This window comes from Streptomyces sp. NPDC005435, assembly GCF_040703155.1.
Lineage (GTDB): Bacteria > Actinomycetota > Actinomycetes > Streptomycetales > Streptomycetaceae > Streptomyces.
Genome location: NZ_JBEXEQ010000006.1, coordinates 34,287 through 54,506, shown reverse-complemented (window position 1 = coordinate 54,506; position 20,220 = coordinate 34,287). Strand labels below are relative to the sequence as shown.

The following is a 20,220-nucleotide window of genomic DNA, read 5'->3' as shown; positions in this document are numbered from 1 at the left end:
GACGTGCTCTCCGCTACGGCCGTGGGCCCGCTGTACGGGCACGGCCGCCCGCTCGCCGAGTTGGGCCGGCTCGGGGTGGCCGGTGTGCGGAACTTCTCGGTCCTGCCCGGCCGGGCGGTTCGCCTCCGCGCAGGACGCCCCCGCCGCCCCCAGAACCCCGTCACCCCCGCCCCAGCGCCTCCGGCACCGCCCCCGCCGCTCCCGTCCCCTCCGGCACCCCCTTCGCGCGCGTCACCCGTACCCGGTATCTCCCGGAGGAGTCCGCGCTCGTGACCCGCACGGTGATCCCGTGCTTGGCGTCCTCGAAGGTCTCGCCGGGGGCGTACGGCGCGTCGGACAGTTCGGCCTGGACGTTGGGGCTGCGGGTGCAGCCGGCGCTGTCGGGGTGGGCGTCGGCGACGGTCACCGGTCCCCGGCCGGTGTCGACGTCGGCGTCCACCTTGTAGACGAGGACACCGGGGTGGCACACGTCCTCGTCGTTGCCGCCCTCGGTGCGCACCTCCAGGGCGTACGCGGCCTGCCCGTCGACGGGGACCAGGATCAGCTTGCCGCCGCCCTTGGTGTGCAGCGGGGTCAGCGTGTAGTCCGAGCTGCCCTTGACCGTCGCGCAGGCGACCTGGGAGGTGTCGAGCCAGCCGAGCTTCCACTTGTGCCAGCCGAGCAGGTCGTTGTTGGCCCCCCAGTCCTCGCTCATGATGTCCCAGTGGCCGACCGAGCTGCCGCCGTCCTGGGTGTAGAGGTCGGGCAGCCCGAAGGTGTGGCCGTTCTCGTGCGGGAGCACCCGGTAACCGGTCTTGTCGTAGGTGCCGGAGCCGTCGTCCTGGCGGGAGTAGACGAAGGACGCGTTGGCTATGGGCGAGCCGTCGGCGACCGGGGCGTCGCCGTTGCCCGCGAAGGTCACGGAGAGCACGGTGTCCAGGGCGGAGGGCCCGGCGTTCGGGGTGACCAGGACGTTCAGCAGGTCGTACGAGCGGAAGTCCACCTCGGGGTCGGCGGCGGCCACGATGTCGTGGACCAGGTCCCGGTAGCCGGGGTCGAAGGGGGCGCCGCGCTCTATGCCGTAGTCCTTGAACGGTTTCGGCATCCGCAGCCAGTGGGTGATCGGGGTCTCGGGGCGGTAGTCGAGGCGGCCGTAGGAGGCCTTGCGGAACCACTCCTGGGTCTGCGGGAAGAACTCGTGGAAGCGGTCGAGCGCGCTGCCCCGGCCCTTCGCGTCGGGGAAGTCGATCATCAGGGTGAGCGCGTGGACGGTGCCGGTGGAGCGGGAGTAGCCGCCCGAGGTGGGCACGCCCTCCGTCATCTGGACGTCGGAGCCGCCGTGGATCATGCAGGGCGCCAGGGCGGCGCCGGCGCGGGTGAGGCCCGAGGGGCCCGTGGGGCTGTGCGCCGTGAGCTGCCCGGTGCCGGCCGAGGTGCTGACCGCGAAAGTCAGGACGGTGACGGAGGCCAGGGCGGCCGCGCGGCGCGAGCGTATGCGGCGGGGCGACTGCGGCTGCATGCAGGGACCTCTCGCTCCACGGCAGCCACCCGTCTCCGACTGCACCCTTGCGCTCACCCTGTGTCGGCGGTGCGGGGGTCGCGCGCTGGGAGAGACCGATCGTGGGATTTCCGTACGAGCGGGTGTGAATCACATAGGCTGGGGGTGAATCGCGGCAAGTGGGACAGGGGTGCGGAGCTGCGTGACTCAGGTCACACGCGAAATGTCCCGCCGGTGGAAATAACCGGGGAGCATCTCCCCGTTTAGCCCTGTGTCCGCGCGAAACGGGGAGACGTTCCCCGCAACGCCGGACGGCGAGCACCGCTCGTCCCCGTGTCCACCCGCCCGACCGTCATGAACTGGAGTTGCCGTGCAGACCGCAGCCCCCGCCCGCAAGGCGTCCCGGCCCCGCGCCGACGCGCTGCGCAACAGGGAGCGGATCGTCACCGCCGCCCGCGAGATGTTCGTCGAACACGGCCTCAACGTGCCGCTCGACGAGATCGCCCGCCGGGCCGGCGTCGGCAACGCCACGCTGTACCGCAACTTCCCGGACCGCGACGCCCTGGCCCGCGAGGTCGTCTGCTCCGTCATGGACCGCACGGCCCGCGCGGCCGAGCAGGCCCTCACGGAGACCGGCGACGCCTTCGCCGCGCTGGAGCGCTTCGTGCACACCTCCGCCGACGAACGCATCGGCGCGCTGTGCCCGATGATCTCCAGCGCCTTCGACCACGACCACCCCGACCTGGAGGCCTCGCGCCGGCGGATCGAGGGGCTGGTCGTGGAGATCATGGACCGCGCGAAGGCCGCCGGGCAGCTGCGGACCGATGTCGGCGTCGGTGACGTGCTGGTCGCCGCGGCGCAGCTCAGCCGGCCCCCGGCCGGCAGCGTCTGCTTCAGCGCCGACCGCTTCGTCCACCGTCATCTCCAGCTGTTCCTGGACGGTCTGCGGGCCCCGGCCCGCTCCGTCCTGCCGGGTACGGCCGTGACCATGGAGGATCTGCGCCGGCCCTGACCGAACCGACCTGACCGCCTGACCGCTCGACCGACCGGTCCGGGCCCGCGCCCCGGCTCCGCGACCCCGCATGCCTACGGCCGCCCCGAGGGCGCGCCGCCAGTACCGCACGCCTCTCGCCCGTACAGCGCCGTACGGATCGCCCGCGAGGCGCACGCATCCTCACGAGTCTCATCCTCACGAAGTACCGGAGTGGGTACCCCCATGTCTCAGACAGCCGACAAGGCTCCCGTCGCCGCGTCCGGCGGCGACAGCAACCGCTGGAAGGCGCTCGTCTTCATCGCGCTCGCCCAGCTGATGGTCGTCCTCGACGCCACCATCGTGAACATCGCCCTGCCGTCCGCCCAGCGCGACCTCGGCATCTCCGACGGCAACCGGCAGTGGGTCGTCACCGCCTACGCCCTCGCCTTCGGCGGCCTGCTGCTCTTCGGCGGCCGCATCGCCGACAAGTGGGGCCGCAAGCGCGCCTTCCTGATCGGTCTCATCGGCTTCGCCGCCGCCTCCACGCTGGGCGGCATCGCCACCAGCGGCGTCATGATGTTCGGCGCCCGCGCCCTCCAGGGCGTCTTCGGCGCCCTGCTGGCCCCGGCCGCGCTCTCCCTGCTCGCCGTGATGTTCACGGACGCCAAGGAGCGCGCCAAGGCGTTCGGCATCTACGGCGCCATCGCGGGCGGCGGCGGCGCCGTCGGCCTGATCCTCGGCGGCTTCCTCACCGAGTACCTGGACTGGCGCTGGACCTTCTTCGTCAACGTCCCGTTCGCGATCGTCGCCGCGCTCGGCGCCTGGTTCGTCATCCGTGAGCCCGAGGGCGGCCGCAACCGCTCCCCGCTGGACATTCCCGGCGTCATCCTCTCGACCCTGGGCCTGGTCGCCCTGGTCTACGGCTTCACCCGCGCCGAGTCCGACGGCTGGAGCGACGGCCTGACGATCGGCATGTTCGTCGCCTCCGTCGTGCTGCTGCTGTCGTTCGTGGTCGTCGAGTCCCGCGTCAAGGCCCCGCTGCTCCCGCTGCGCGTCGTCTCCGACCGCAACCGCGGCGGCATCTACCTCTCGCTCGGCCTCGCCATCATCGGCATGTTCGGCCTGTTCCTCTTCCTGACCTACTACCTGCAGATCGTGAAGGGCTACACCCCGGTCAAGACCGGCTTCGCGTTCCTGCCCATGGTCGCGGGCATGATCACCGGCTCGACCCAGATCGGCGCCCGTCTGATGACCCGCGTCCCGGCGCGCCTGCTGATGGGCCCCGGCTTCTTCGTCGCCGGTGTCGGCATGCTGCTGCTGACCCAGCTGAAGATCGACTCCTCCTACACCGCGACCCTGCTGCCCGCCATGGTGCTGCTCGGCCTCGGCATGGGTACGGCGTTCATGCCCGCGATGTCGCTGGCGACCATGGGCGTCCAGCCCCGCGACGCCGGTGTGGCCTCCGCCATGGTCAACACCTCGCAGCAGGTGGGCGGCGCGATCGGCACCGCCCTGCTGAACACCATCGCCGCGTCCGCGACCACGTCGTACGTCAAGGACCACATCGCCGGCGCGGCCTCCAAGCCGCAGGCGCAGCTGATCCAGCTCCAGGGCATGGTGCACGGCTACAGCACGGCGATCTGGTTCGCGGTCGGCATCCTGGCGCTGGCCTCGCTGATCGCGTTCACCTTCGTCAACGCCGGGCGTCCGGGCTCCACCAAGGTGGCCTCCGGCGACGGCGAGGGCGCGGCGGACGAGGTGCCGGTCCCGGTGGTCGCGCACTGAACCGCTGACCCCCTGACGTGAGGAGGGGCCTGCCCGGCTCAGCGCAGCCAGGGCAGGTCGGCACCCGCTTCGCTCGGCTGAAGACCCTCGGCGACGATATGCATGATCTCGCCGAGGGTCTTCTGCTGTTCCGGGGTCAGCCGGTCGAACAGCGCCTGCCGTACGGCGGTCACATGGCCCGGCGCGGTCCGGCGCAGCACCTGAGCGCCCTCGTCGGTGAGCACCGCGAACTGGCCGCGCTTGTCGGAGGGGCAGTCCTCGCGGCGCACCCAGCCGTTGTTCTCCAGGCGGGCGATCGCGTGCGAGAGCCGGGAGCGGGTGATCTTCGACTTCCGGGCCAGCTCGGTCATCCGCAGCCTGCGGCGCGGTGCCTCGCCGAGGCTCACGAGCAGCCCGTAGTACATGTGGGGCATTCCGGCGTCGCGCTGGAGCTGCCGGTCGAGATGGTCGTCCAGGAGCGTCGTGGCGTGCAGGTACGAGCGCCAGACGCGCTGTTCCTCGTCGGTGAGCCAGCGGTGCCCGTCGGCGGAGTCCGATGCCGTGTTCATGTGCCCACTGTACGAGTGCCGTTCTTGAAACTTGAACAATCTGGCCGTACTCTGTCCGAGTAAAGCTTGAGAGTTCAAGCATCGCCGGTCATCGGGATGCTGAGCCGAGCAGACCGCCGGGAGGAGCCGCCATGTCCGCCGAGCCGCAGGTGTCCGAGCGCATGCCCGCGCTGTATCTCAGCCACGGCGCGCCCCCGCTCGCCGACGACCCCGTCTGGCCCGGCCAGCTCGCCGCCTGGTCCGCGGATCTGCCCCGCCCCCGCGCGATCCTCGTCGTCTCCGCCCACTGGGAGGAGGCCCCGCTCGCACTCGGCGCCACGACCACCGTCCCGCTGGTCTACGACTTCTGGGGCTTCCCCGAGCACTACTACCGCGTCCGCTACGCCGCCCCGGGCGCCCCCGAGCTGGCCGAATCCGTCCGCAAGCTGCTCCGCGCCCCCGGCATGCCCGTCCAGGACATCCCCGACCGGGGCCTGGACCACGGCGCCTACGTCCCGCTGGTCGAGATGTTCCCGGACGCCGACATCCCCGTCCTCCAGGTCTCGCTGCCGACCCTCGACCCGGCCCGCCTGATGGACCTCGGGCGCAGGCTCGCCCCGCTGCGCGACGAGGGCGTGCTGATCGTCGGCTCCGGGTTCTTCACCCACAACCTGGCCGCCCTGCGCCACGCGGGCGTGCCGGGCTGGTCCGCCGAGTTCGACGACTGGGGCCGGCGGGCGCTGGAGGCCCGGGACTGGGACGCGCTCCTCGACTTCCTCGACAAGTCCCCGGCCGGGCGCTACGCCCACCCGCGCACCGAGCACTTCGCGCCGCTCTTCGTCACCATGGGCGCGGCCGAGGGCGACCTGGACGGGCCGAAGTCCGTGATCGACGGCTTCTGGATGGGGCTGGCGAAGCGGTCGCTGCAGTTCGGGTGAGGGCTCGGTGGGCCGGGCGGTCTCAGCGGCCCGGGTGGCCCGGTTGGCCCGGGCGGCCCGGGAGCGCCTTCTCGTACCAGGCCACGTCCCAGTAGCGGCCGAACTTGCGGCCCACCTCGCCGAAGGTGCCCAGGTGCCGGAAGCCGAGGCGGGTGTGCAGCCGGACGGAGGCCTCGTTCGGCAGCGCGATCCCGGCGTACGCGCGGTGCACGTCCTCCTTCGCCGGCGCGGCGAAGAGGGCGGTGTAAAGCAGGGTGCCGACCCCGCGCCCGGTCGCGCCCGGCGCGAGATACACCGAGGTCTCCACGGAGGTCGCGTACGCCGCCTTCGGGCGGTGCGGGCTGGAGGTCGCGTACCCCAGAATCTCCTGGGAATCCGGGTCGGTGGCAACCTTCAGCCGGTACGGCCCGTCTTCCGGGTGGGAGAGCAGCCAGGCCCTGCGGTCCGCGTGGGTGAATTCCGCCGTGTCGAATGTGACGGCCGTCTCACGCACGTAGTGGTTGTAGAGGTCCGTGAGGGTGCCGAGATCGGCCTCCGCGCCGGGTCTGACCTGCGCCTCCGTACGTCCGGTCACCGTCGCCCCTCCCTGTGTGGCCCCGCAGGGTACTGCATGATCAGGAAATTCGGGGGCCGGGTTGGGAATTCTGTCCGGATTCCAGTCGTTGTTTCCCACGGATGCAGGGCACTCGACGAGAGTCCCGAGAGAGAGTCCCGGGAGTGCTTGAGCGTTCATTTCAGGACCCACCCGCCCAATCGCAAGGGAGCACGCATGGCAACCCGTGCCGTCGCCCGTCGTAGGTCGGTCACCGGCGAGACGGCCGACTCGGCAAGGAGCGTCCGCGTCCACAGCGGCGAGATAGCCGACCGGGACCTGGTCGGCATGTACCTCGACGAGATCGCGCGTACGCCGCTCCTCGATGCCGCCAAGGAGGTCGAGCTGTCCCAGGCCATCGAAGCGGGTGTGTTCGCGCGGCAGGTGCTCGACGGAGTGGAGAAGACCGCCGCCGAGGCGAGCCGCGAAGAGCTGGAGACGCTGTTCGAGGAGAGCGAGCGGGCCAAGGACGTCTTCATCCGCTCCAACCTCCGCCTGGTCGTGGCCGTGGCCCGGCGCTACCCGCGCAGCGGTCTGCCCCTGCTCGACCTCATCCAGGAGGGCAACGCCGGCCTGGTGCGCGCGGTCGAGAAGTTCGACTACCGCAAGGGCTTCAAGTTCTCGACGTACGCCACCTGGTGGATCCGGCAGGCCATCACCCGGTCCATCGCCGACCAGTCCCGCACCATCCGGCTCCCCGTCCACCTGGTGGAGGAGCTGGGCCGCATCCGCCGCGTCCAGCGCGAGTTCAACCGGGAGAACGGCCGCGAGCCGGAGCCCGCCGAGATCGCCGCCGAGCTGGGCTCGACGCCGGAGCGCGTGACGGACGTGCTCGACTGGTCCCGCGACCCGGTCTCGCTGAACATGTCGGTGGACGACGAGGGCGAGACCCAGTTCGGCGACCTGCTGGAGGACACCTCGGCCGTCTCGCCCGAGCAGTCGGTGCTCAGCCTGCTGCGCCGCGAGGAGCTGGACGACCTGATCGGCCGCCTCGACGAGCGCACGGCCTCCATCATCAAGATGCGGTACGGCATCGAGGACGGCCGCGAGCGCACCCTCACCGAGGTCGGCAAGGAGCACGGGCTGACCCGCGAGCGCATCCGGCAGATCGAGAAGCATGCTTTGCTCGAACTGAAGAAGCTGGCCCGCGACACCGGGTTCGACGCGGCCGCCTGATCGACGGGGAGTGCGGGCCCCTTCGCGGGGAGCGTGGAGGTGCGTCGCGGGGGCCGCGGTGGTGCGTCGCGGGGGCCGCGTCAACATGGCGCGGTACCGTCGCTTCAACGCCCGGTCCCGGGGGAACAACCCTTCCGGGCCCAGGAGTTCGAGTGCTCCCGGGGCCGCACTCCCCAACCGAACCAGTTCCGGCGCCATCCCCCCCGGCGCCGGGACTCCCCAGCCGGGCTCGGCACCTATCCCCCCCAGGTGCCGGGCCCGGCTTTTGCGTGGGGCGGAACGGGGTGAGACTCGGGTGGAGACCTGTGGACGCCTGTGCGGAGGTGGGCCACCCCGCACCTGAACCGCGGGGTGGCCCACCGAATGGCAGATTCTGCCACATGGGCATAGCCTGCCGACGTGAGCACCACCCGTACCACCGGCACCACCGGCACCACCGCACACCGGCAGCGTTTTCCGGCCTCCCCCTCGGCGTCCCTGACCGAGCGCCGCAAGGCCGAGACCCGCATGGAGATCGCCCGCGCCGCGGCCACCCTCTTCGTCCGCCAGGGCCTCAAAGCCACCCGCGCCGAGGACATCGCCGCGGCGGCGGGCATCGCCCCGCGCACCTTCTACCGCTACTTCGCCTCCAAGGAAGAGGCGGTCGCCCCGCTCTACGCGGCCGGCGCCCAGTGCTGGACAGAGGCGGTCCGCGCCGCCCCGGCACACCTGACCCTCCCCGAGGCCCTCCGCCACGCGGTCGACCACACCCTCGCCCCCGGCACCGGCGTCTCCGCCTCCACCTGGGAATGGGCCCGCACCCTCATCCGCATGGCCCACACCGGACCCGCCCTGCGGAAGGTGTGGGCAGAGGTCTGCCAGGAGGCGGAGGAGGAACTGGCGCGAGTACTGGCGGAACGGCGGACGGGCGCGGGGGCAGCGGGCCGGTCGGGGGGCGGGGCTGTGGACGGCTCCGACAACGTTGGCGGGTCCGGGTCCGGGGCGGCGGCGGGCGCCGGGTCCGTGGCAGGTGCCGGCTCTTCGGCGGACACGGGGGCTGCGGCGGCTGCCGGCTCTTCGGCAGGCGCGGGGGCTGCGGCGACTGCCGGGTCCGTGGCAGGCGCCGGCCCTGCGGCAGGTGCCGGGTCCCCGACGGGTACCGGTCCTGCGGCAGGTGCCGGGTCCGTGACGGGTACCGGTCCTGCGGCGGTGGGTGCTGGGCCCTCGGCAGGTGCCGGCTCTTCGGCGGGCGTGAGGGCTGCGGCAGGCGCCGGGGCCGAGGCGGCGTCGACTGCCGGGGCGACGCGTCCCGGTCCTGCGGCGGGCGTCGGCCCTGCGGCCTCCGTGGAGGGTGAGGTCGCCCCCGTCACCCCCCGCCTCCGTTTCGCCGCCGCTGTCGCGGGGGCGGCCGTGCGGGTCGCCGTCGAGTCCTGGGCCCACACCGCCGCGCCGCACACCGGCGCCACGGGCCCGGCCGCGCTCGCCCTGCGCAACCTGGAGGCGCTGACGGGGTTCGCCTGGGAGGAAGAGCCGGGCAAGGGCTAGGAGTCGGGGGCGGCGCGGCTCAGGCGTTCGCCCAACTCCCTTACGCAGGTGATCAGTTCCTCCGGCTCCAGCACCGTGAACTCCTTCCCCGTGAGCCCGAGCCGTACCGCCAGCCACTCCACGGGCTCGCCGCTCGTCCCGCGCAGCACCGAGCCGCCGTCCCCGTAACCCTCCACCGTGCCGAGCCGTTTGGGCAGCCGGGGCACGACCGACTCGGGCGGCTCCGGGAAGCGGACGGTGAAGTCGTAGCTCTCCTGGTGGAGGTGGATCGAGCGGCGCAGGTACGCCTCGATGCCGCCCTCGGGGAGTTCCCGGGGTGTGAAGCGCGCCCCCGTGCCGAACGGTTCGTCCACCCGGTCCACCCGGAAGGTCCGCCAGTCCTCGCGCCCCAGGTCGTACGCGACGAGGTGCCAGCGCGTGCCGGTGGACACCAGCCGGTACGGCTCGGTCAGCCGGCGGGACTCGCCGCCGTCCCCGGCGCGGTAGGCGAACCGCAGCCGTTCGCGTCCGGTGACCGCCGAGGCCAGCGCGGTCAGCGTCTCCGGCGCGATGCTCGGGCCGTCGCCGCCGGTCAGCGGGGTGGTCGCGGCCTGGAGGGTGGTCACGCGGTGGCGCAGCCGGGCGGGCAGCACCTGCTCCAGCTTCGCCAGCGCCCGTACCGACGCCTCGTCCACGCCCGCCACCGCGTGCCCGGCCCCGGCGCGCAGTCCGACGGCGATGGCCACGGCCTCCTCGTCGTCGAGCAGCAGCGGGGGCATCGCCTTGCCCGCGACCAGGCGGTACCCGCCCTCGGCACCCTTGGTGGCCTGCACCGGGTAGCCCAGCTCGCGCAGCCGCTCGATGTCCCGGCGCACGGTACGGCGGGAGACCCCGAGCCGCTCCGACAGCTCGCCGCCGGGCCACTCGCGCGGGGTCTGGAGGAGGGAGAGCAGGCGGAGGAGGCGCGCCGGGGTGTCCGTCGTCATGGGGTCGAGGATGACGGAGAAAGAGGACGGAAGCCGTCCGCTTTCCTGTGGCGATTTCCGTTCCGGTCCGCCCGGAAGTCCGTTCATGCCCGAATCGAGTCCGAACCCGTTTACTTTCCGGAAATCCCGGCGTAGCCTCCGAGTGAAACCACACGTTCGGGCATCAACGGCGATGACCGGACGCGTGGGACGAGACGAATGGACCGTACGACGACCGGACAGCGGTCCGGAGACGACGCGGAGGTGGCACGGATGTACGCACCGGAGCGGCAGCAGGCGATCCTCCGGCTGGCCCGTGAGGGCGGCCGGGTGGACGTGCTGTCGCTGGCCGAGGAGTTCCAGGTCACGGCCGAGACGATCCGCCGCGACCTGAAGGCCCTCGACCGCGCGGGCCTGGTCCGCCGGGTGCACGGCGGTGCCATCCCGTCCGGGCGCCTCGACTTCGAGCCCGACCTCACCGAGCGCGAGTCCACCGCCGCCGGCGAGAAGGACCGCATCGCCAAGGCCGCCCTCGCGGAGCTGCCCGTGGACGGCACGGTGATCCTCGACGCGGGTACGACCGTGGCGCGCCTGGCCGCCGCGATCCCGCTGGAGGCCTCGCTCACCGTCGTCACCCACAGCCTGCCCATCGCCGCCCGCCTCGCCGACCACCCGGGCATCCAGCTCCATCTGATCGGCGGCCGGGTCCGGCACCGTACCCGCGCGGCCGTGGACGCCTGGGCGCTGCGCGCGTACGGCGAGATCCGCGCCGACGTGGCCTTCGTCGCCGCCAACGGCTTCTCCGCCGAGCACGGTCTGACCACCCCCGACCTCGCGGAGTCCGCCGTCAAGCGGGCGGCCGTCGCCGCCGCGCGCCGGGTCGTCCTCCTCGCGGACTCCGCCAAGCACGGCCAGGAGCACTTCGCCCGCTTCGCCGGTCTCGACGAGGTGGACCTGCTGATCACCGACAGCGGGCTGAGCCCCGACGACGCGGCCGCCATCGAGCGCGGCGGCACGGAAGTAGTACGCGCATGATCCTCACCGTCACCCCGAACCCCTCGCTGGACCGCACCTACGAGGTCCCCGCCCTGGAGCGCGGCGAGGTCATCCGCGCCGCCGGCGAGCGCATGGACCCGGGCGGCAAGGGCGTGAACGTCTCGCGCGCCGTCGCCGCGGCCGGCCGGCGCACGGTCGCCGTACTGCCCCTGGGCGGCGCCCCCGGCGCCCTCATCTCCGAACTGCTCGACGCGCAGGGCATCGAGGTCGCCCCGGTGCCGATCGCCGGGGCCACCCGCTCCAACATCGCGCTCGCGGAGGCCGACGGCGTCCTCACGAAGATCAACGCGCCGGGGCCCGAACTCTCCCCGGCCGAGCAGGAGTCGCTCCTCGACACCGTCCGCGCACACGCCGGCGACGCCGACTGGATCGCCTGCTGCGGCAGCCTGCCCCGGGGCCTGGCCCCCGCCTGGTACGCCGACCTCGTCACCCGGGCGCACGCTGCGGGCAAGCGCATCGCCCTGGACACCTCGGGGCCCGCGCTCCTCGAAGCCCTGCGCGCCCGGCCCGACGTGGTCAAGCCCAACGCCGAGGAACTGTCCGAAGCCGTCGGGCGCCCGCTGCTCACCGTGGGCGACGCGGTCAAGGCCGCCGAGGAACTCCGCGCGATGGGCGCCCGCGCCGTACTCGCCAGCCTCGGCGCCGACGGCCAGCTGCTCGTGGACGGCGACGGCGCCTGGTTCGCGACCGCGCCCGTCGACGCCGTGCGCAGCAACGTCGGCGCCGGAGACTCCTCCCTCGCCGGGTTCCTGATCGCGGGCGGCAGCGGGCCCGAGGCCCTGGCCTCCGCCGTCGCGCATGGCGCGGCCGCCGTACAGCTGCCCGGCAGTGTGATGCCGACGCCCGCCGACCTGGACCCGGCGGGCGTGACGGTCACGGCGGACATCCCGTCCGACCGCCCGCTCCGGGAGCCGGTGTCATGAGCGCCGGGTCCCCGTCCCGACGGTCCCCCCGGGCGGCCGGTGCCGTGCCCGCCCTGTCCCACCCCTCCGACTTCCCCCACAGCACCACCCTCGTCCCCCGTCACGCCCACCCCACATCCCGGGCGATACGCGAGCAAAGGAGCCCGCGATGAGCGAGATGATCACCGCGGACCTGGTCGACCTCGACCTGTCCGCCGAGAGCAAGGAAGCGGCGGCGCGCGCCCTCGCCGCACGCATGGTGGCCCAGGGCCGGGTGACCGACCTGGAGGGCTTCCTCGCCGACGTGGCCGCCCGCGAGGCGCAGATGCCGACCGGCCTGGACGGCGGCATCGGCATCCCGCACTGCCGCAGCGCACACGTCACCGAACCGACGCTCGCCTTCGGGCGCAGCGCGGCCGGGATCGACTTCGGCGCGGCGGACGGCCCCGCCGACCTCATCTTCCTGATCGCCGCCCCGGCCGGCGCGGACGACGCCCACCTCGCGATCCTCTCCTCCCTGGCGCGCCAGCTGATGAACTCCGAGTTCACCGACGCGCTGCGGGCGGTCTCCGACGCGGGTGCGGCGGCGGCGCTGATCCGGGGCGAGGAGCCTGCGGCGGAGGCGAAGGGCGGCGAGGCGAAGGGTGCCGAGGGCGTCGAGGGCGCGGAGAGCGCCTCCGCGGAGAGCGCCCCCGAGGACACCGCCACGGCGTCGGCGGCGGCCTCCGCCGACGCCGCGGCGGGCAGTACGGTACCGGCGGCCCCGGAGGAGTCGGCCGCGGAGGAGTCGGCCGCGACCGAAGCCACTCCGCAGGCGCGGCCCTTCCGGATCGTCGCCGTCACCTCCTGCCCCACCGGCATCGCCCACACCTACATGGCGGCCGAGTCGCTGGAGAACGCGGGCCGTGAGGCGGGCGTCGAGCTGGTCGTGGAGACGCAGGGCTCGGCGGGCTTCACCCGGCTCGACCCGGCCGTGATCGCGGCGGCGGACGCCGTGATCTTCGCCCACGACGTGCCGGTGCGCGAGAAGGACCGCTTCGCGGGCAAGCCCACCGTGGACGTCGGTGTGAAGGCGGGCATCAACCGCCCCGCCGACCTCATCACCGAGGTCCGCGCCAAGGCCGAGCGCGGCGAGAAGACCGCCCCGGCGGGCGCCCCGGCCGGAGGAACCCCGGTGGAACGCACCGGCGACTCCACCGAGGGCTACGGCACCAAGCTCCGCAAATGGTTGATGTCGGGCGTCAGCTACATGGTCCCGTTCGTCGCCGCGGGCGGTCTGCTCATCGCCCTCGGCTTCGCGATCGGCGGCTGGACGGTCAACAAGGCCCCCTCCGTCATGGACCACTTCGTGTGGACCCAGGCCGACAGCTGGGGCGCGCTGCTGTTCCAGATCGGCGGCATGGCCTTCAACTTCCTGGTCCCGGTCCTGGCCGGCTACATCGCCTACGGCATGGCCGACCGGCCCGGCCTCGTCCCCGGCTTCGTCGGCGGCGCGATCTCGCTCAGCATCAACGCGGGCTTCCTCGGCGGCCTGGTGGCCGGTCTGATCGCCGGTGGCGTGGTGATGGCGATCCAGCGGGTGAACATCCCGGCGGCGCTGCGCGGCATCATGCCGGTCGTGGTGATCCCGCTCATCTCCTCGGCGATCGTCGGCTTCCTGATGTTCGTGGTGATCGGCAAGCCCATCGCCGCCGCCCAGAAGGGCATGACCGACTGGCTCAACGGGCTCACCGGCACCAACGCCATCCTGCTCGGCGCCCTCCTCGGCCTGATGATGTGCTTCGACCTCGGCGGCCCGGTCAACAAGGTGGCCTACACCTTCGCCACCGCCGGTATCGCCGTCGCCAGCCCCAGCGACTCCGCGATGAAGATCATGGCCGCGGTGATGGCGGCCGGCATGGTCCCGCCGCTGGCGATGGCCCTGGCCACCACCGTGCGCGGCAAGCTCTTCACCCCGACCGAGCGCGAGAACGGCAAGGCCGCCTGGGTGCTCGGCGCCTCCTTCATCTCCGAGGGCGCGATCCCGTTCGCGGCGGCCGACCCGCTGCGGGTCATCCCGTCCGCGATGGTCGGCGGCGCGGTCACCGGCTCGCTGTCGATGATGTTCGGCGCGACCCTGCGCGCCCCGCACGGCGGCATCTTCGTGGTCCCGCTGATCGGCAACGCGTTCCTCTACCTGGTCGCCATCGCCGCGGGCGTCTGCGTCAGCACCGCCCTGGTGATCCTGCTCAAGGGCACCCGCAAGCAGCCCGGCGACACGGCCTCCGGCTCCGCCGGGACCCCGGCCGAGGACAAGCAGGGCGCGAAGCAGCCGATAGCCGCCTGACGGCAGCCGCTTTCGACGCGAGGCGTCACGGCCCGGACCTCCGAGTCCCGGGCCGTGACGCCTTTTCGGCGCCCGGGACATCTCTCGGACGGGGGCGAACCGTCAGCCGTGCGCCGCCGCCCGGCGCTCCATCGCGTCCCGGGCCGCGTCCTGGCTCGTGTACACCTCGCACATGTGCCGCCCGTCGGGCGTCGCCGTGTGCTCGACCTCCCACAGGGAGACCTCCCGGCCGTCCCGCAGCAGGAACGCGTGCTCGTACAGCGCGAAGCTCAGTCCCGCCCGCGCCGTCCGGCGCCCTGGGCGGCCGAAGGCCTGAGTGATCTGGTGCGCGGCGGTCGTCGCGAGCAGCGCCGCCGTCTCCGCGTCCGGCCGGTCCGGGTTCTCCGCCCGGCGCAGCAGCCGGCGCGCGTGGTCCGCCGAGTTGTCCGCGACGTACACATGGCGCGGCTCGGGGACCGCCGACAGCTCGGCCAGCAGCGGCAGTTCGAAGTCGGGCGTCTCCTGGGGGAGCGCGAGGCGTGCGGTGGCCGTCTGGAGTTCCTCCTCGTCGATGTACACCTCGTGCTGGGCCTCGCCGCCCGGGGCGGTGTTGTGGACCAGCTCCCACAGGGTGACCGCCGAACCGTCCGCGAGCAGCCAGGTGTGGCGGTACGTCTCGCGGTGCAGCCCCGCGCTGTGGTGCGCGGAGTGCAGCGAACTGTCGTGCGCCAGCGCGCAGTCGAGTCGGCGTATCACCTCGTCGGGCAGCTCGAAGGAGTTCAGGGTGCGGCCGAGGAGCCGCGCGAGGTGCTCCTCGGGAGACTCGGGCGACTCGGCGGATTCGTACTCCGCCGTCTCGTACGGAACGCTCAAGGTTTCTCCCGGCGTCGCTGCATGTCACCTGGTGGGTGCATACCGTAGCCCCTCGGTCGGACATCGTGCCCGGGAACCGAGAAACGTACTAGGGGTAAACGCCCGCCGGGCCCGGATGGTTCCCGTGAGCTGCGCCTCCGTGAAAAAAATCCGCTCACTCCTTCCGTCACGGCAGCCCCAACAGCCTTGGAAAAAGCGGGTGTTACCGGGTCTCTCCGTCCACACCCCGCTCTCTCACGGCTTCCCGTACAGCTCCTCGTACGACGGCCACGCCCCGCCCGGACCGGCCACCGGGCGCGCGGCGCGCACGGCGCGCACGATCGCGCGCGTCACCAGATCCGCGCCCGCCGCGAGGACCGCGTTGAGCGCCAGGGGCCGCCCGGGGTCGAGTGGACGGGCGCCGGTCGCCAGCGCGAAGACCGTGTCGCCGTCGTGCAGCAGATGCACCGGGCGTACGGCCCGGGCGATGCCGTCGTGCGCGGTGCCCGCCAGCTTCTGCGCCTGGGCCCTGGTCAGGTCCGCGTCGGTCGCCACCACCGCCAGCGTCGTGTTGAGCGGTGGCTCCGGGTTCCGCGCGGCCACCTCGGCCAGCCGCCGCCGCGCGGCCTCGTGCGTCCGCCGCTCCGGATACGGCACCCTCCCCTCGAACAACTCCCCGTACAACACGCCCGTTTCGGGCTCCAGCACGGACCCGGCCGCGTTCACCACCGCGAGCGCGCCGACCGTGATCCCCGACTCCAGCACCGTGCTCGCGCTGCCGACCCCGCCCTTGAGCACCCCGGCGACGGCACCAGTCCCCGCGCCCACACAGCCCTGCGGCAGCGCGGCACCCGGCCCGGAGGCCGCGGCGGCCTCGACCGCCGCGCGTCCCAGCGCCGCGTCCGGACGGGCCCGGAAGTCCCCGCCGCGCCCCAGATCGAAGAGACAGGCCGCCGGCACGACCGGCACGACATGTGCCGGGTCCGCCCCGACCCGCACCCCGCGCCCCCGCTCCTCCAGCCAGGCCATCACCCCGGACGCGGCGTCGAGCCCGTAGGCGCTGCCGCCGGTGAGTACGAGGGCGTCCACCTTGGCCACCACATTGCGCGGGTCCAGCGCGTCGGTCTCCTTCGTACCGGGCCCACCACCGCGCACGTCCACGGCGGCGACCGCACCGCCCTCCGGCGCCAGCACGACGGTGACCCCGGTGAGCCACCCGTCGCCGTCCCGCGTGGCATGTCCGACCCGCACGCCTCCGACATCGGTCACCGCGTCAGCAGTCATGCCCTCAGTCTGGCCCGGAGCCCGCCGGCTCACGCCGCTTCCGTGGCCGCCGTGTCCCGGGGCGTATCGGTGCGGTACGAGTGGCCCAGCTCCGGGCCCAGACCGAAGTAGTGGCGGAAGTTGTAGATGAGGGGACTCCAGGCGGCCGGGTCGATGTGATGGCTGTCCGGGACGAGGAGGCGGGGGGCCGCGTGGACCCTGTGGACCCGGGTCTCGACGATGACGTGGCCGCCCGAGACGTCGGGCCGGACGTGCTCGGCACGGGCCTCCAGCTGGAGGGGGCATTCCGCCACACGCGGCGGACGGACCAGGTCCGAGGGTTCCGGGCGCAGGCCGGCGGCGGCGAACTTGTCGGGTTCGTACCGGCAGCCCCGTGCCTTCGTCGGCGGGACCGGATGGCGGCCGGTGAGCGGGGCCAGGCGCTCCACCGCCCGCCACTGGTCCGGGCCGGGGAGGCTGATCACCAGGTCCGGGCGGCTGCTCAGGTTGCGCGCGGTCTGGCCCTCGCGGCCGAGCCCCAGGACGACCGTCCGGCCCAGAGCCCAGGCGGAGGACATCGGGGCGAGATTGACGGAGCCGTCCTCGTTCTCCGTGGTCAGGAGCACCACCGGTGTCCCGAAGTAGAGGATGCTCGGCTCGATGGTCACATGGTCGGACGGTGTCGTCGTGTTCATGGCCGGAGCCTAGGAACCGGTCGGTTCGGTGGTCGCCGAACCGTGCCGGGGCGGGGCGGCCGTACCCTGGTGCCATGAGCACCGCCCCCGCACCCGAGCCGCGCGACCCCAAGGCCGCGCTCGTCTTCGACGACCCGCTGAACCAGCAGTCCTCCGACGACACCGACCGGGGGTGGGGCGAGCGCCCGGTCGGCGACAGCAGTGCCGCCGACCTCAAGCGCTTCCTCGACGAGAAGCCGCCCCACCACTTCTGAGCGGTATGGAAGAGCCCCGCTAGCGCCCGTCCGGCCCGGCCGTGCGCTGCTGTGTGACCGCGCCGTCCGCGCTGCCGTTGCGCTGCGCGACCAGCAGGTCGCGGATGTCCTGGAGCACGTCCACCTCGGTCACCGGGGTCGGCTCGGCCGCCGACTGGCCCTCGCGGGCCTTCTTGCGGGCCTCCTGACGGGCCAGGTACTTGGCCATCGGCAGCACCATCAGGAAGTAGACCACCGCCGCGGTGATCAGGAACTGGAGCGCGGCGCCCGCGACCGAGCCCCACAGGATCAGCACGCCCTGCTCGGCCTTGCCGTCCGAGGCCGGCGTGCACGGGGACTGGATGCACAGGCTGTAGTGGTCCAGGTTCTGCGTGCCGATCGCGCCGACCAGCGGGTTGATGACGCCCTTCACCACCGAGTTGACGATGTTCGTGAAGGCGGCACCGATGACCACCGCGACCGCCAGGTCGATGACATTGCCCCGCATCAGGAAGGCCTTGAAGCCGTCCAGAATGCTCGCCGCTTCCTTTTTCGCCTTGCTCACCTCGGTGAGCCTCCTCGTCGTGTGCACAGGTTGTGGAACAAAACGCTCCGCAACCTACGGCACCGTGCGGCCATCCTGTCCAATCCCGTCGCCCGATCGAGCGACTTGACAGCGCGCCTGCGAGCAGAAGGCGACGGTCGTTCACCAGAGCGTCACCGCCAGCCGCGCCGAGGGGTTCGCGCCCACCAGCCGGGCCGCCGTCGCACGTGGCACGGCCAGCACCACCAGCGCACCGCCCCCGCCCACCGGGTCCCCGCGCACCCCGTCCCCGGTGTCACCCAGCGGCTCCGGCAGCCGCGTCACCCGCGCGCCGCGCGCGAGCACCTGGGCACCGCCGCCCGTGGGCCGTTCCTCGGCGGCGATCACATCGACCCGGTCACCGGGCCGCAGCAGCCGTACGCTCGCCGCGTCCGCGATCCGTACCGGTGCCCGCACCATCGCGGCCGGGCCGTGCCGGCGCAGCGGTTCGGCGGCCGGGCGGCCGCGTGGGCGCTCGGCGCCCGTGTCCCGGGGGCCGGACATCGCCCGCGGTCCCGCCGCGACCAGCGCCGCCGCCGTCACGGCCAGGCCGGCCGCGACGGCCCGCCTGCGGCTCCGCGTCAGCTGCCGCGCCGCGTACCGTCCGCCGCCCGCGCACACCGGCGCGAAGGCGGGTACCTCACGGGTCGCCGGGACGTCCGTACCCGGCGGGCGCGGGACGCGGAAGGCCGGGGGAGAGGCGTGCGGGACCGGGGAGCGGGTGGTCGAGGGGTGGGAGGAAGCCAGGTTGGCCGAGGACATCGGGATCACCGCCTGCTGCGAGGGAATCGGCTGCTTGCGATGCCCACGATGACGGCTTTCGCCGGTTCCCGCCGGGGCCTGTGAACGGCCGGGCACCTGTGGAAAACTCCGTCACCCGAACGGGGAGCCCGCACCCCGGAAACAACGGGGAGTCCCCCGGAAACAACGGAAGTCCACACCCCGGAAACCAGGCCCTCGCCCCCTGGCAAGCCCCGGAACACCCCCGGCCGGCACCCCCTACGGCAGCGCGAACCCCGGCTCCACCCCGCCCAGCGCCCCCACGCACAGACAGTCCCGCTCCTGCGTCCCCGGCAGCGCGGCCACCGCGTCGAACAGCACCCCGCGCAGCCGGTCCACGTTGGCCGCGAACACCCGCAGCACCTCCTCGTGGGAGACGCCCTCGCCGGTCTCGGCGCCCGCGTCGAGGTCGGTGACCAGGGTCAGCGAGGTGTAGCAGAGCTCCAGCTCACGGGCGAGGGCCGCCTCCGGATGCCCGGTCATGCCCACCACCGACCAGCCCTGCGCCTGGTGCCACAGCGACTCGGCGCGGGTGGAGAAGCGCGGGCCCTCGACCACGACCAGCGTTCCGCCGTCCACCGCCTCCCAGTCCCGGCCGTGCGCCGCCTTCAGCACGGAGGCGCGTCCGGTGGGGCAGTAGGGGTCGGCCAGCGACACGTGCACCACGTTCGGCACCGTGCCGTCCGGCAGCGGCAGCCCGTCGAAGTAGGTCTGCTCCCGCGACTTGGTGCGGTCCACCAGCTGGTCCGGCACCAGCAGCGTGCCGGGGCCGTACTCCGGGCGCAGCCCGCCCACCGCGCACGGGCCGAGGACCTGGCGGACGCCGACCGAGCGCAGCGCCCACAGATTGGCGCGGTAGTTGATGCGGTGCGGGGGGATGTGGTGGTCCCGGCCGTGCCGGGGCAGGAAGGCGACCCGCCGGCCGGCGATCTCGCCGAGGAAGAGGGAGTCGCTGGGCGCCCCGTAGGGGGTGTCCACCCGGACCTCGGTCACGTCCTCCAGGAAGGAGTAGAAACCCGAGCCGCCGATTACGCCGATCTCTGCGTTCGCCATGCCGAGCACCCTAGCCGGAGCCGAAAACCGGCCCCAGGGGCTCCTGGGAACGGTTCGGGAACGTCACGCACACGACGACCGGCCAGGCTCCGCGAACGCCAGGCCCCCGGGAACGCCGGCCCCCGGGAACGCCGAAGACCCCACCGTCGCGGACAGCCGGACGGCAGGGTCGGAAGGCGTGGTTCTCAGGCGGCGGAGCCGGACGAGGACGACGAGGACGACGACGTGGACGACGAAGACGAGGACGCCTTCGAGTCGGACGACGACGAGGACGTGGACGACGAGGACGACGACTTCGTGGCCGGGCTGCTGCTCGACGTCGCGCCCCGCGAGTCGTTGCGGTAGAAACCGGAGCCCTTGAAGACAATGCCGACCGCGGAGAACACCTTCTTCAGGGGGCCACCGCAGCTGGGGCACTCGGTCAGGGCGTCGTCGGTGAACTTCTGCACCGCTTCAAGGCCCTCGCCGCAGTCCTTGCACTGGTACTGGTAGGTCGGCACTGTCTTCCTCCTGGCACTCTCACTCAATGAGTGCTAACGACGGTCCATCTTGACGCATTCCC

19 protein-coding genes and 1 pseudogene are annotated in these 20,220 nt (G+C 73.0%); 9 read left to right on the top strand and 11 right to left on the bottom strand.

What is annotated here, in order from left to right:
* Positions 1–160: 160 nt before the first annotated feature.
* Positions 161–1,498 (bottom strand): M6 family metalloprotease domain-containing protein, encoded by a 1,338-nt coding sequence (locus AB0898_RS09425; protein ID WP_366802264.1) that lies wholly within the window; start codon positions 1,496–1,498, stop codon positions 161–163.
* 349 nt (positions 1,499–1,847) lie between these two features.
* On the opposite strand from AB0898_RS09425, the gene AB0898_RS09420 reads away from it, so the two are divergent.
* Together AB0898_RS09420 and AB0898_RS09415 are read left to right on the top strand one after the other, a co-directional pair.
* Positions 1,848–2,489, top strand: a complete 642-nt coding sequence (locus tag AB0898_RS09420) for a TetR/AcrR family transcriptional regulator (protein ID WP_366802263.1) — start codon at positions 1,848–1,850, stop codon at positions 2,487–2,489.
* Positions 2,490–2,693: 204 nt separating this feature from the next.
* The gene (locus tag AB0898_RS09415; protein WP_366802262.1) at positions 2,694–4,235 is read left to right on the top strand and encodes an MFS transporter; all 1,542 of its coding nucleotides are present in this window, start codon (positions 2,694–2,696) and stop codon (positions 4,233–4,235) included.
* Between the two features lie 38 nt (positions 4,236–4,273).
* Here the strand turns inward: AB0898_RS09415 and AB0898_RS09410 are convergent, their stop codons facing one another.
* A complete protein-coding gene (locus AB0898_RS09410; RefSeq protein ID WP_366802261.1) occupies positions 4,274–4,783 on the bottom strand; it encodes a MarR family transcriptional regulator in 510 nt (169 codons plus the stop codon).
* 131 nt (positions 4,784–4,914) lie between these two features.
* Here AB0898_RS09410 and AB0898_RS09405 point away from each other — a divergent pair, with 131 nt between their 5' ends.
* Entirely contained in the window at positions 4,915–5,700 is a 786-nt protein-coding gene (locus AB0898_RS09405; RefSeq protein ID WP_366802259.1) for a class III extradiol ring-cleavage dioxygenase, read from the top strand.
* A 22-nt stretch (positions 5,701–5,722) separates the two neighbouring features.
* Here the strand turns inward: AB0898_RS09405 and AB0898_RS09400 are convergent, their stop codons facing one another.
* The gene (locus tag AB0898_RS09400; protein WP_366802258.1) at positions 5,723–6,274 is read right to left on the bottom strand and encodes an N-acetyltransferase family protein; all 552 of its coding nucleotides are present in this window, start codon (positions 6,272–6,274) and stop codon (positions 5,723–5,725) included.
* A gap of 195 nt (positions 6,275–6,469) precedes the next feature.
* Here AB0898_RS09400 and AB0898_RS09395 point away from each other — a divergent pair, with 195 nt between their 5' ends.
* Both AB0898_RS09395 and AB0898_RS09390 read left to right on the top strand, forming a co-directional pair.
* Positions 6,470–7,468: a sigma-70 family RNA polymerase sigma factor gene (locus tag AB0898_RS09395; RefSeq protein WP_366802257.1), complete on the top strand. Its 999-nt coding sequence runs from the start codon at positions 6,470–6,472 to the stop codon at positions 7,466–7,468.
* A 507-nt stretch (positions 7,469–7,975) separates the two neighbouring features.
* Positions 7,976–8,374: pseudogene (locus tag AB0898_RS09390) on the top strand (TetR/AcrR family transcriptional regulator); the annotation flags it as partial.
* A 614-nt stretch (positions 8,375–8,988) separates the two neighbouring features.
* Here AB0898_RS09390 and AB0898_RS09380 read toward each other — a convergent pair.
* The gene (locus AB0898_RS09380; RefSeq protein ID WP_366802256.1) at positions 8,989–9,957 is read right to left on the bottom strand and encodes a YafY family protein; all 969 of its coding nucleotides are present in this window, start codon (positions 9,955–9,957) and stop codon (positions 8,989–8,991) included.
* 252 nt (positions 9,958–10,209) lie between these two features.
* Here AB0898_RS09380 and AB0898_RS09375 point away from each other — a divergent pair, with 252 nt between their 5' ends.
* The 3 genes from AB0898_RS09375 to AB0898_RS09365 all read left to right on the top strand — a co-directional run bounded on the left by AB0898_RS09375 (position 10,210) and on the right by AB0898_RS09365 (position 14,220).
* Positions 10,210–10,971, top strand: coding sequence for a DeoR/GlpR family DNA-binding transcription regulator (locus AB0898_RS09375; protein ID WP_366802469.1), 762 nt, complete (start codon positions 10,210–10,212; stop codon positions 10,969–10,971).
* The gene (gene pfkB, locus AB0898_RS09370) at positions 10,968–11,915 is read left to right on the top strand and encodes a 1-phosphofructokinase (protein WP_366802255.1); all 948 of its coding nucleotides are present in this window, start codon (positions 10,968–10,970) and stop codon (positions 11,913–11,915) included. Before AB0898_RS09375 ends, pfkB begins: the two co-directional genes overlap by 4 nt.
* A gap of 148 nt (positions 11,916–12,063) precedes the next feature.
* Positions 12,064–14,220 carry a fructose-specific PTS transporter subunit EIIC gene (locus AB0898_RS09365; RefSeq protein ID WP_366802254.1) on the top strand — a complete coding sequence of 719 codons (2,157 nt, stop codon included), beginning with the start codon at positions 12,064–12,066 and terminating at the stop codon, positions 14,218–14,220.
* A gap of 102 nt (positions 14,221–14,322) precedes the next feature.
* Here the strand turns inward: AB0898_RS09365 and AB0898_RS09360 are convergent, their stop codons facing one another.
* From AB0898_RS09360 to AB0898_RS09350, 3 genes are all read right to left on the bottom strand, one after another.
* Positions 14,323–15,072, bottom strand: coding sequence for a DUF6227 family protein (locus AB0898_RS09360; RefSeq protein WP_366802253.1), 750 nt, complete (start codon positions 15,070–15,072; stop codon positions 14,323–14,325).
* A gap of 234 nt (positions 15,073–15,306) precedes the next feature.
* A complete protein-coding gene (locus tag AB0898_RS09355; protein ID WP_366802251.1) occupies positions 15,307–16,335 on the bottom strand; it encodes a P1 family peptidase in 1,029 nt (342 codons plus the stop codon).
* Positions 16,336–16,364: 29 nt separating this feature from the next.
* Complete coding sequence (locus AB0898_RS09350; protein WP_366802250.1) at positions 16,365–17,009, bottom strand: flavin reductase family protein; 645 nt, start codon at positions 17,007–17,009, stop codon at positions 16,365–16,367.
* Between the two features lie 74 nt (positions 17,010–17,083).
* Here AB0898_RS09350 and AB0898_RS09345 point away from each other — a divergent pair, with 74 nt between their 5' ends.
* Positions 17,084–17,263, top strand: coding sequence for a hypothetical protein (locus AB0898_RS09345; protein WP_366802249.1), 180 nt, complete (start codon positions 17,084–17,086; stop codon positions 17,261–17,263).
* Positions 17,264–17,282: 19 nt separating this feature from the next.
* On the opposite strand, the gene mscL is transcribed toward AB0898_RS09345, so the two are convergent.
* From mscL to AB0898_RS09325, 4 genes are all read right to left on the bottom strand, one after another.
* Complete coding sequence (gene mscL, locus AB0898_RS09340) at positions 17,283–17,807, bottom strand: large conductance mechanosensitive channel protein MscL (protein WP_366802248.1); 525 nt, start codon at positions 17,805–17,807, stop codon at positions 17,283–17,285.
* 141 nt (positions 17,808–17,948) lie between these two features.
* On the bottom strand, positions 17,949–18,587 hold the full coding sequence (locus tag AB0898_RS09335) for a hypothetical protein (protein ID WP_366802247.1): 639 nt from the start codon (positions 18,585–18,587) through the stop codon (positions 17,949–17,951).
* A 237-nt stretch (positions 18,588–18,824) separates the two neighbouring features.
* Positions 18,825–19,658 (bottom strand): S-methyl-5'-thioadenosine phosphorylase, encoded by an 834-nt coding sequence (locus AB0898_RS09330; RefSeq protein ID WP_407078313.1) that lies wholly within the window; start codon positions 19,656–19,658, stop codon positions 18,825–18,827.
* A gap of 185 nt (positions 19,659–19,843) precedes the next feature.
* Positions 19,844–20,158 (bottom strand): FmdB family zinc ribbon protein, encoded by a 315-nt coding sequence (locus tag AB0898_RS09325; RefSeq protein ID WP_366802245.1) that lies wholly within the window; start codon positions 20,156–20,158, stop codon positions 19,844–19,846.
* Positions 20,159–20,220: the final 62 nt, after the last annotated feature.